We start from the raw sequence: 10,029 nt of genomic DNA on the forward strand, positions 1-10,029 counted from the left end.
CGCGACCACGCCGTCGGCGCCGCGCTCGGCGCGCACGCCCATGCGGCCGAGCAGGCGCAGCATGGTGGCGGTGTCGTTCAGGTGCGGAACGTTGGACAGCGACAGCGCATCGGCCGTCAGCAGGCTGGCGCACAGGATGGGCAGGGCCGAGTTCTTCGCGCCGGAGATGGAGATCTCGCCGTGCAGCGGCGAGCCTCCGGTGATGCGTAATTTATCCATCACTGCCCTGCCTGGCGGTATTCGTCGGGAGTCAGGGTGCGCATCGAGAGGGCGTGGATCTCGGCCTTCATGCGGTCGCCCAGGGCGGCGTACACCAGTTGGTGGCGCTGGATGAGGCGCTTGCCCTCGAAGGCGGCGCTGACGATGACGGCGTCGAAATGGGAGCCGTCGCCTTGCACGTCGAGATGTTCACAGGGCAGGCCGTCAGCGATGTATTGGCGGACTTGCGCGGGAGTGGGAAGCATGGACGTCAATTCCTGAGTTTGTAGCCGCTGGCCAGGAGCCGCAGGGCGTAAAGCGATAGCGCGAGGAACACCCCCGTCACCACTGCCAGGCTGCGCCAGGGGGAGACGTCCGACACCGAGAAGAATCCGTAGCGGAAACCGTCGATGGTGTAGAAGATGGGGTTCCAGTGGGACACGCTCTGCCAGAAGGCGGGAAGCGTGTGGATGGAATAGAACACACCGGACAGGAACGTCGCCGGCATGATCAGGAAGTTCTGGAAGGCGGCGAGCTGGTCGAATTTTTCGGACCACAGCCCCGCGATCATGCCCAGGGTGCCCATGATGCCGCAGGACATGACGGCGAACGCCAGCACCCACAGCACGTTGTGCGGCGGCAGCGGAATGAAGAACAGCGCCACGATCCATACGCACAGGCCCACGGCCAGGCCGCGGGCGATGGCGGCAAGCAGGTAGGCCCAGAATATCTGCTTGTGGGACAGGGGCGGCAGCAGCACGAAGACCAGGTTGCCCGTGATGCGGCTTTGGATCAGCGACGACGACGGGTTGGCAAAGGCGTTCTGCAGCATGCTCATCATCATGAGCCCCGGGATCAGGAATGCCGTGTAGGGAATGGTGCCGTATACGTGGACCCGGCCTTCGAGCACATGGGCGAACACCAGCAAATACAGCAGGGCGGTCAGGACGGGCGCGGCAATGGTTTGAAAGCCGACCTTCCAGAAACGCAGGAGTTCTTTGCGCAGCAGGGTGGGGAAGCCCGACCCCATGTCGTCGCGCGGTTGCAGGGTGGGGGCGTTCATGCGGCTTCTTCCATGATTTCGTCGTTGTTCATGATGCGCACGAAGGCGTCCTCGAGGTCGACGCCGCCGACGCGCGCCAGCAGGGCCTGGGTGGTGTCCAGCGCCACGATGCGCCCCTGCTTGAGCATGGCGATGCGGCCGCACAGCGCCTCGGCTTCCTCCAGGTAGTGCGTGGTCAGCAAAATGGTGTGCCCTTCGCGGTTCAGACGCGAGATGAATTCCCAGAGCGTGCGGCGCAGGTCCACGTCGACGCCCGCCGTGGGTTCGTCCAGGATGATGACGGGAGGGCGGTGCACCAGCGCCTGGGCGACCAGCACTCGGCGCTTCATGCCGCCCGACAGCGCGCGCATATTGGATTCGGCCTTGTCGGCCAGGCCCAGGTTGGCCAGCACTTCGTCGATCCAGTCGTCGTTGCTGCGCAGGCCGAAGTAGCCCGACTGCAGGCGCAAGGTCTCGCGCACGGTGAAGAAGGGGTCGTAGACCAGCTCTTGGGGCACCACGCCCAGCGAGCGGCGGGCCATCTTGTAGTCGGTCACGACATCGTGGCCACAGACGGCCGCCGTGCCGGAGCTGGCGCGCCCCAGGCCGGCCAGGATGGAGATGAGCGTGGTCTTGCCGGCGCCGTTGGGGCCCAGCAGGCCGAAGAATTCACCGTGTTCGACGTTCAGGCTGACGTCGTTCAGGGCCTGGAAGCCCTTGCCGGCGCCTCCGCCCCCGCCGAACAGCGTCTTCCACAGCGGCTGCCTGGATTGATAGATTTTGGATACGTGATTTAGATTGAGCGCGGACATAATAAGCAAAAAGCCTGGCAGGTGTGCTGTTTGGTTAGTTCGTGCATGCGAATCAACCAAACAGCGCACTAATCATTGAGCCAAGCTTATTATTATAGGTGCGAACGCCTTGCCGGGTGTGTGGGGCAGCGTGGAGCGGGCGCGGAAGCGGGCTGCCGCTGGCCGGGAGGCCCGCCAGACCGGCTGGCGGATGCCCCCGGAGGCCGGGGCGGCGCGGGGGCGCCTATTTGTTGTTGCGTGCGTTCAGCGCCTTGATAAGCCCGTCGATGCCGTTCTGGCTGATCTGCTCGGCGAACTGGTTGCGGTAGTTCTGGATGAGCCAGATGCCTTCGACGTTGAGGTCGTAGATTTTCCAGCCGTCGCTGGTTTTTTCCAGGCGGTAGTCCACGCCCACGGGCGGCCCGTTGCGCTGCGACAGCGTGGAGCGCACGACGACGTCGTCGGCATTGGCATCGCCGCGGAACGGAGCAATGGTCAGCGCCGAGACATTGTCGACCCGGGAAAGCGCGCCGCTGTATGTGCGGATGAGCGTTCCCTTGAAGGCTTCGGTCAGGTCTTTCTGTTGCTGCGGCGTTGCCTGGCGCCAGTAGCGGCCGGCGGCCAGGCGGGTGGTTTTTTCCAGGTCGACGTAGGGCAGGACGTACTGGTTGACCAGTTGGTTGATCTTGGAAAGGTCGCCGTTCTTGGCGGCGGGCTCGGCCTTGATGGCGGCCAGGGCGTTGTTGCCCACGGCGCTGACGAAGTCATTGGGCGCGCCCTTGGCGTTGACGGGCTCGTCGGCCAGGGCTGTGCCGGCAATGCCGAGTCCCAGCAGGCCGGCGGCGAAAAGACGGAGGAACTTGGCGGTGCAGAATGAAAAAAGGGTATGACGCATAAGAATACTTCCTGATTATTTGGCCGGCTTGGCGGGCGCCGTGGGCGCGTCGCCGTTGTCGGAATAGTCGGGCAGGTCGTCGCTGGAGTAGTCCGGCAGGGATTGCCGGGAGGTAGCGTGCGAGCCTTCCACCAAAGCCTGGCGGCGCTGCAGGTAGGCGTCGCGGATGAAGCTGTATTTGTCCAGGGCGATGTCGTTGACGAGCTTGTCGGCGCTGAGCAGGCTGGCGCGCATGTCGATCAGGCTGAGCACGATGATGGAATTGCGCAGGGGCACGTTGTCGATGGCGAAGATCGGCGTATACATCGAGGCGTCGGCCGCCAGGCCGGCCAGCGAGGCGGTGCCGTCGCGCAGGGTGGTCGAGCCCCAGAAGGGGAAGACGATGTACGGCCCCGGGCCGAAGCCCCATACGCCCAGCGTGACGCCGAAGTCGTTGACGATGCGTTTGGAGCCGTTCATGGAGGCGACGTCGATACAGCCGCCCAGCCCCATGGTGGAGTTGAACAGGACCCGGCCCATGCTGTTGATGCCGTCGTGCGCGCGGCCCTGCAGGAAGCTGTTGATGGACGACCAGGCGTCGGCCAGGTTGTTGAACATATTGTGGATGCAGGTGCGAACCGGCTTGGGCGTAACGGTTTCGTAGCCCTGGGCGATGGGTTTGAACACCACCTGGTCCACCTTGTCGTTGAAGGCGTACATGCCGCGGTTGTAGCTTTCCAGCGGATCTGTGGGATTGGGGTTGGGCACGCTGGCGCACCCGGCGGCCAAGGCAGCCGCGGCCAGGGCCGGAATGCAGCGCGCCATCCGTTTGCGTTTCGAGCTTGAGGTGTCCAGGTTCATATTATTGTGAATGTTCATGTAGTGATGAATAATACCAGCCGCTTGCCGCGGCCCGCCGGGCCTGCCCGGAAACCCGGGCGGCGACCCAGGGGGCGGCTCAGGGCTTGGCGGGTGTCGCGGCGGCGGGGGCGTCCTTGGCCGTGCCTTCCTTGCTGGCCGAGCTGTACAGGAACTTGCTGATCAGCTCTTCCAGCACGACGGCGCTTTGAGTGTATTTAATGGTGCTGTTCTGAGCCAGCATTTTATCGTCGCCGCCCGGCGTGATGCCAACGTATTGCTCGCCGAGCAGTCCCGAGGTAAGTATGGAAGCGGAAGAATCGTCGGGGAACTGGTATTGCGACTCCATGTCCAGGGTGGCCACGGCCTGGTAGCGCTCGTTGTCGAACGAGATGCTCGATACGCGCCCGACGACGACGCCGCTGCTTTTGACCGGCGCGCGCACCTTCAGGCCGCCCAGGTTGTCGAAGCGGGCCTGCACCTGATAGGTGGGGGCAAGAGAAAACGAGCTCAGGTTGCCTGCCCGCAGGGCCAGAAACACCAGGGCCACAATACCCAGCAGGACAAACAGGCCGACCCAGAAATCGGTTTTTTCACGCGTCATGGTTATTCCGTCTTAATCGTTAATTGCTGAACATCAGGGCGGTCAGCAGGAAGTCCAGGCCCAGCACCGCTAGCGAGCCGCTTACCACAGTGCGCGTGGTGGCGCGCGATACCCCCTCGGGAGTGGGCTTGGCGTTCCAGCCTTCATACAGGGCGATGAGCGTGACGGCAATGCCGAAGATCACGCTTTTCAGCACGCCGTTGAGCACATCGTTGAAGACATCGACGCCGGATTGCATTTGCGACCAGAAGGCGCCGGAGTCGATGCCGATAAGCAGCACGCCCACGACCCAGCCCCCGATGATCCCCACCATGGAAAATACCGCGGCCAGCACCGGCATGGCAATGACGCCCCCCCAGAAGCGCGGCGTCAGCACGCGGCGGATGGGATCCACGGCCATGACTTCCATGGCGGCGAGCTGCTCGCCGGCCTTCATGAGTCCGATTTCGGCGGTCAGCGAGGTGCCGGCCCGCCCGGCGAACAGCAGGGCGGTGACGACGGGGCCCAGCTCGCGGGTGAGCGACAGAGCCACCAGCAGGCCCAGCGCCTCTTCGGAGCCGTAGCGGTTTAGCGTGTAGTAACCCTGCAGGCCCAGCACGAAGCCCACGAACAGGCCCGACACGGCGATGATGAGCAACGAGTAGTTGCCAATGAAATGGATTTGTTGCGAAACCAGGCCCGGGCGCTTGAGCGCGATGCCGCTGCGCGCGAGGATGGTGGCGAAAAGGCGGGTGAAGGCGCCCAGGCCGTAGATGGAGCCGCGCACCAGGCCTCCCAGCCGGCCGATGCCGCGAACGAGCGTGTTCATGAGCGTCCTCCGTGCTGCTGCAGCCATTGGGCGAATGCCGGCGTTTCCGGGTAGTTGAAGGCGATGGGGCCGTCTGGCTCGCCGTTCAGGAATTGCCGCACGTAGGGGTCGGCCGACTGGGTGAGGTCGTCGGGCCGGCCGCTGGCCAGCAGTTTGCCCTGGCCCACCATGTACACCGTGTCGGCGATGGCGAACGATTCGGCGACATCGTGGGTGATGAGGACGGAGGCGCAATGCAGGCGGTCGGTCAGGTTGCGGATGAGCTGCGCGGTAATGCCCAGCGATATAGGGTCCAGCCCGGCGAAGGGCTCGTCGTACAGGATGAGTTCGGGCTCCAGCACGATGGCGCGGGCCAGCGCCACGCGGCGGGCCATGCCGCCCGAGATCTCCGAGATTTTCAGGTGCGCCGCGGCGCGCAGCCCCACGGCGTCGAGTTTGTCGAGCACGCGCTCGACGATCTGGCTTTCGGACACCTGGGTGTGTTCGCGCAAGGGAAAGGCCACGTTTTCGAAGACGTTCAGGTCTGTGAACAGGGCGCCCTGCTGGAACAGAACCCCCATGCGCTGGCGCAGCGCCTGCAGCTGGCCGGCGCTGGCGGCGGCGATATTCTGGCCGAACGCGGTAATCGTGCCGCGCAGAGGCAGGATCTGCCCCGTGGCGGCCCGCAGCAGCGTGGTCTTGCCCGAACCCGAGCCGCCCATCAGCGCGACGACCTGGCCGCGGCGTACCTCGATGTCGATGTCCGCAAGCACGGTAAAGCCGCCATAGCCCAGGGCGACGTCCTTGAACAGCAATAACGGGTTTGAAGCAGATGTTGCGTCAGAGGTCATGCGGGGAAAGACACTTAGTGGTTAGCCCTGCATTGTATCGCGATTAATTGCCTGGGCAAGTAATAGGCGGTCATTCTGGCGGTCATTCGGATTGGCTGCCGGGATCCAGCCGATTCAGGGCGCCGGCAAGCATTACCCGGTTGTCGACCCCCAGTTTGCGGTAGACCTGGCCCAGGTGGGTGCGCACTGTGGTGAAGCCGATATCCAGGTTCCTGGCGATGGTTTTGTCGGGCAGCCCTTTGGCCGCCATCAGGGCCACTTGCCGCTCCCGGCGGCTCAGGCGCGCCAGGGCCAGTTCCTGGCTGCTGTGGCAGGCCGGGGCCGCGTGACTGGCGCCGTCTTGCGCCGCCGGGGCGCTGCGGGCGCGGTGCAGCGCAATGCCCAGCGCGGGGCGGATGAGCTCCAGCATGCTGGCTTCCTGGGCATCGAAGGCGGGGCGGTGCCTGTTGCGCCAGATGCGGACATCGCCCACGTTGCTTTGCGCTTGCCACATGTACAGGTTCAGCCCCCAATACAGCCCGTCGCGCTGCAGAAAATCGTTGAAGAACTCGGTCTTGGCCAGCTCTGCCTGGGGAACGACCTGATTGACCAGAGTGGTGGTGTGCTTGCGCGCCATGAGAGGGGTCAGGCCATCCACGTGCCGATAGTACGCGTCGTACGAGGCCAGTGTGTCGTCGGACATGTTCAGGGACACGCAGCGCCCAAACCGTTTGTGTTCCGGCTCCCAGACATAGGAGGCGTAGTAGTCGGCGTCCAGCAGCTTCAGCAGCGGGTCGCCTATGCGGTTGCGCAGGTCTTTTTCGGTTTGTGTTTCCGCCAATGTCGCAAGCAGTTGCGACAGGACTTGCTGTTTTTGGTATGACAAATACATTTGCCCGGCCTCCTCATTCTTAAGGATAGTGGCACTTGGATAATCTGTACATAATTAACTTCATCCCAATTCCAGGGGGAATCCCTGAATGCCCGGGTTCGCAGTCGCCTGCGGCGCGGCGGCTTCAGAGCTTCCTTATATAACCAAACGGGAGGAGACGACAATGGAGCTGTTTCGCCTGACGGTGGCGCAGGCGCGCGCAGGCCTGCTTGCGCGCCGTTTTTCGTGCGAGGAATATGCCGCGGCGCTGCTGGCGCGCGCCCGGGCCTTTCCCGAAGTCAATGCCTGGGCGGCGCAAGACCCCGAGCGGCTGCTGGCCCAGGCCAGGGCCGTGGATGCGTCGGGCCGGGTGGCCGATGGCGGCCAGCGGCTGGCGGGGGTGCCCCTGGCCATCAAGGACAATATCGACGTCGCGGGCCTGCCGTGCGCGGCGGGCACGGGAGCGCTGGGCAGGCGCCGCCCGGCCGGAAATGCCGGCGTCGTGCGCGACCTGCTCGATGCGGGGGCGCTGGTGGCGGGCAAGACGGGCATGCACGAACTGGCAATGGGTATTACCAGCAACAATGCCGTGACCGGGGCGGTGCGCAACCCCTACGATCTGACGCGCATTCCGGGCGGCAGCAGCGGCGGATCCGCGGCGGCGGTGGCGGCCGGCTTTGCGCCCGCCGCGCTGGGCACGGATACCGGCGGGTCGGTGCGCCTGCCGGCGGCGCTGTGCGGCCTGGCGGGCTTGCGTCCCAGTATAGGCCGGTATGCCGCCGATGGACTGGTGCCTTTGTCCCGCACGCGGGATGCGGTCGGGCCGATGGCGCGTACCGTGGCCGATACTGCCTTGCTCGATGCGATTCTGTCCGGTGACGAGACCTTGTCGCAGGTCGAGCTGTCCGGCCTGCGTCTGGGCGTTCCGCGCGCTTCCATGCTTTCCGATCTTGAAGCCGGGACAGCGCAAGTCATGGAATCGGTGCTGCGGACGCTGGCGTCGCAGGGCGTCGTCTTGGTCGAGGCCGATGTGCCGCGCTATCGCGAGCTGGACGAATCCATTGGTTTTCCGCTGGTGCTTTACGAGCTTGAACAGGATTTGCCGGCCTTCCTGGCGGCGGAAGGGCAGCCGCTTTCCCTGGCGGACGTGCATGCGGGCATAGGCAGCCCCGATGTCGCGGCCATCGTGGCCGCGCAACTGGGCGATCGGGCGGTGGGCGGCGAGGCTTATCGCCAGGCGCGGCGCCAGCGCTCGCATATGCAGGCAATCTGCGCCGACTATTTCCGCAGCCACCGGCTCGACGGCATGATTTTCCCCACGACCCCCCTGCCGGCGTCGCGCATCGGTGAGGACGCCACCACAGAGCTCAATGGGAAGCAGGTTCCCTTGTTTCCCACCTTCGTGCGCAATACCGATCCGGGCAGCGTGGCGGGCCTGCCGGGCATTAGTCTGCCCGCGGGGCTTAGCCGGGGCCTGCCCGTGGGAGTGGAAATCGACGGCCCGCCGCACAGCGACCGCTGGCTGCTTTCCGTGGCCATGGCTATCGAGGCCTTGCTCCCGGCCATGCCCGAACCCGAATTCCGCGGCCGGGAAGCCGTGGCGGCCGGTGCAATGCAATAGCAGCGGGCCCGGGTATCCGAAAACCCAAAAAGCCCGCCGCGCATGGCGCCGGCGGGCATGACCAAGCAGCAGATATACACGTACTTAAGGAGAGAGGCATGAAGCGACGCCAGTTTCTACATTACGGCCTGGGTGCATTGGCTGGTTCCATGGCCGCGGGACGGTTTGCCTACGCCGCCGATAAACTGAAGGTGGGCGTGCTGATTCCACTCAGCGGCCCCGCGGCCCTGTTCGGCCCGTCCAGCCGGAATTGCATCGACATGGGCATTGCGGACATCAATGCCCGCGGCGGCATCCTGGGCCGCCAGCTCGAGGCCCTGGTGGCCGACGCCGGCGTGCCTCCGGCGCAAGCCAGCCAGGCGGCCCTGCGCTTATGGCGCGGCCGCCATGCCGAGGTCCTGATCGGCCAGCACGATTCGGCGGTGCGCGAGGCCGTGGCGGGGGTGATAAACGGGCAGATTCCCTATATCTACACCCCCGTCACCGAGGGCGGCGGCTGCTCCAAGGCGGTGTATGTCATTGGCGAGACGCCGCAGCAGCAGTTGATGCCGGTCGTGCCCTGGCTGGCCGAGCACAAGAAAAGCAAGCGCTGGTATTTGATCGGCAACGATTACATTTGGCCGCGCAAGAGCAACGAAGCGGGCAAGCAGGCCATTGCGGCCAGCGGCGGCACCGTGGTGGGTGAAGAGTACGTGCCGTTCACGGTCGACAACTTCGACGCCAGCCTCGCCCGCATCCGCGACAGCGGGGCCGACTCGGTGCTGGTGACGCTGGTTGGCGGCGCCTCGGTGGGCTTCAACCGCGCCTTCGCCAGCTTTGGCCTGCCGGACAAGGTGCTGCGCCTGTGCACCCTGCTCGAGGAGAACACGCTGTTGGGCATAGGCGCCCAGAATGCGCAAAACCTGTATTCGTCGTCCGGCTATTTCGCGGCGCTGACCAGCCCCGACGCCCAGGCGTTCGCCAAACGCTACGCCAGCCAGTTCGATGCCGCCAAGGCTCCGCTGAACGGGCTGGCCGAGTCGTGCTACGAGGGCTTGCTGCTGCTGGAAGCCATGGCGGCCAAGGCCGGCAGCCTCAAGCCCGAGGCCATGGACAAGGCCGCGGCGGCGGGCGTGAGCTACGACGGCCCCAGGGGCAAGACGGTGCTGCAGTCGCGCTATACCACCAAGAACATCTACCTGGCCCAGGCCGACGGTTCGACGTTCCGCATCGTCCAGGAGTTTGCCAATGTGCCGCCGGGCCAGAGCTGCGCCAAGTAGGCCGGCAGTCCTGCAAGTTACGTGGAGCATTGCCTATGGATGCGGCGTTGACGGTAACCCTGCTTAATTTTGCGTACCAGGGGCTGGTGCTGGCCCTGGTCGTGCTGGGGCTGGGCATAGTGTTCGGCATGCTGGGCGTCATGAACATGGCGCACGGCGAGTTCCTGATGATAGGCGCGTATTGCGCCGTCGCGGCGCAGAATGCGGGGCTGTCCGTATTATGGGGGGCTGCCCTGGCCGTGCCGGTGTGCGGGGTCCTGGGGTGCCTGACCCATTATGTCCTGATCCGGCGGC

At 65.0% G+C, this 10,029-nt stretch carries 13 protein-coding genes; 3 read left to right on the plus strand and 10 right to left on the minus strand.

What is annotated here, in order from left to right; genetic code table 11:
- The 10 genes from VNT00_RS12690 to VNT00_RS12735 all read right to left on the minus strand — a co-directional run.
- The coding region (locus tag VNT00_RS12690; protein WP_491700833.1) for a carboxyvinyltransferase at nt 1-219 on the minus strand (219 nt) is incomplete at its 3' end.
- The gene (locus tag VNT00_RS12695) at nt 219-464 is read right to left on the minus strand and encodes a BolA family protein (protein ID WP_043545032.1); all 246 of its coding nucleotides are present in this window, start codon (nt 462-464) and stop codon (nt 219-221) included. The genes VNT00_RS12695 and VNT00_RS12690, both read right to left, overlap by 1 nt.
- Nucleotides 465-469: 5 nt before the next feature.
- Nucleotides 470-1,261, minus strand: coding sequence for an ABC transporter permease (locus tag VNT00_RS12700; protein ID WP_325588010.1), 792 nt, complete (start codon nt 1,259-1,261; stop codon nt 470-472).
- On the minus strand, nt 1,258-2,052 hold the full coding sequence (locus tag VNT00_RS12705; RefSeq protein WP_325588012.1) for an ABC transporter ATP-binding protein: 795 nt from the start codon (nt 2,050-2,052) through the stop codon (nt 1,258-1,260). The genes VNT00_RS12700 and VNT00_RS12705 overlap by 4 nt, the downstream gene beginning before the upstream one ends.
- Nucleotides 2,053-2,275: 223 nt before the next feature.
- Nucleotides 2,276-2,926, minus strand: coding sequence for an MlaC/ttg2D family ABC transporter substrate-binding protein (locus VNT00_RS12710; protein WP_325588014.1), 651 nt, complete (start codon nt 2,924-2,926; stop codon nt 2,276-2,278).
- Between the two features lie 15 nt (nt 2,927-2,941).
- Nucleotides 2,942-3,784, minus strand: coding sequence for an MlaA family lipoprotein (locus tag VNT00_RS12715; protein ID WP_414650933.1), 843 nt, complete (start codon nt 3,782-3,784; stop codon nt 2,942-2,944).
- A 79-nt stretch (nt 3,785-3,863) separates the two neighbouring features.
- Nucleotides 3,864-4,367, minus strand: a complete 504-nt coding sequence (gene mlaD, locus VNT00_RS12720; RefSeq protein WP_325588016.1) for an outer membrane lipid asymmetry maintenance protein MlaD — start codon at nt 4,365-4,367, stop codon at nt 3,864-3,866.
- 19 nt (nt 4,368-4,386) lie between these two features.
- Complete coding sequence (gene mlaE, locus VNT00_RS12725; RefSeq protein ID WP_325588018.1) at nt 4,387-5,175, minus strand: lipid asymmetry maintenance ABC transporter permease subunit MlaE; 789 nt, start codon at nt 5,173-5,175, stop codon at nt 4,387-4,389.
- Nucleotides 5,172-6,005, minus strand: a complete 834-nt coding sequence (locus tag VNT00_RS12730; RefSeq protein WP_325588020.1) for an ABC transporter ATP-binding protein — start codon at nt 6,003-6,005, stop codon at nt 5,172-5,174. The genes mlaE and VNT00_RS12730 overlap by 4 nt, the downstream gene beginning before the upstream one ends.
- A gap of 82 nt (nt 6,006-6,087) precedes the next feature.
- Nucleotides 6,088-6,876, minus strand: coding sequence for a helix-turn-helix transcriptional regulator (locus VNT00_RS12735; protein WP_325588022.1), 789 nt, complete (start codon nt 6,874-6,876; stop codon nt 6,088-6,090).
- 163 nt (nt 6,877-7,039) lie between these two features.
- Here VNT00_RS12735 and iaaH point away from each other — a divergent pair, with 163 nt between their 5' ends.
- The 3 genes from iaaH to VNT00_RS12750 all read left to right on the plus strand — a co-directional run.
- Nucleotides 7,040-8,476 (plus strand): indoleacetamide hydrolase, encoded by a 1,437-nt coding sequence (gene iaaH, locus VNT00_RS12740; RefSeq protein ID WP_325588024.1) that lies wholly within the window; start codon nt 7,040-7,042, stop codon nt 8,474-8,476.
- A gap of 98 nt (nt 8,477-8,574) precedes the next feature.
- Nucleotides 8,575-9,735: a substrate-binding domain-containing protein gene (locus tag VNT00_RS12745; RefSeq protein ID WP_325588025.1), complete on the plus strand. Its 1,161-nt coding sequence runs from the start codon at nt 8,575-8,577 to the stop codon at nt 9,733-9,735.
- Between the two features lie 35 nt (nt 9,736-9,770).
- A partial coding sequence (locus VNT00_RS12750; protein WP_414650934.1) for an ABC transporter permease subunit occupies nt 9,771-10,029 on the plus strand: 259 nt, incomplete at its 3' end.

Origin of the sequence: Eoetvoesiella sp., assembly GCF_035555955.1 — a bacterium.
Taxonomy (GTDB): Bacteria; Pseudomonadota; Gammaproteobacteria; order Burkholderiales; family Burkholderiaceae_B; genus Eoetvoesia.

Coding starts and splice junctions, on each gene's coding strand:
- VNT00_RS12695 (WP_043545032.1), bottom strand. CDS start 464: ATGCTTCCCACTCCCGCGCAAGTCCGCCAATACATCGCTGACGGCCTG.
- VNT00_RS12700 (WP_325588010.1), bottom strand. CDS start 1,261: ATGAACGCCCCCACCCTGCAACCGCGCGACGACATGGGGTCGGGCTTC.
- VNT00_RS12705 (WP_325588012.1), bottom strand. CDS start 2,052: ATGTCCGCGCTCAATCTAAATCACGTATCCAAAATCTATCAATCCAGG.
- VNT00_RS12710 (WP_325588014.1), bottom strand. CDS start 2,926: ATGCGTCATACCCTTTTTTCATTCTGCACCGCCAAGTTCCTCCGTCTT.
- VNT00_RS12715 (WP_414650933.1), bottom strand. CDS start 3,784: ATGAACATTCACAATAATATGAACCTGGACACCTCAAGCTCGAAACGC.
- mlaD (WP_325588016.1), bottom strand. CDS start 4,367: ATGACGCGTGAAAAAACCGATTTCTGGGTCGGCCTGTTTGTCCTGCTG.
- mlaE (WP_325588018.1), bottom strand. CDS start 5,175: ATGAACACGCTCGTTCGCGGCATCGGCCGGCTGGGAGGCCTGGTGCGC.
- VNT00_RS12730 (WP_325588020.1), bottom strand. CDS start 6,005: ATGACCTCTGACGCAACATCTGCTTCAAACCCGTTATTGCTGTTCAAG.
- VNT00_RS12735 (WP_325588022.1), bottom strand. CDS start 6,876: ATGTATTTGTCATACCAAAAACAGCAAGTCCTGTCGCAACTGCTTGCG.
- iaaH (WP_325588024.1), top strand. CDS start 7,040: ATGGAGCTGTTTCGCCTGACGGTGGCGCAGGCGCGCGCAGGCCTGCTT.
- VNT00_RS12745 (WP_325588025.1), top strand. CDS start 8,575: ATGAAGCGACGCCAGTTTCTACATTACGGCCTGGGTGCATTGGCTGGT.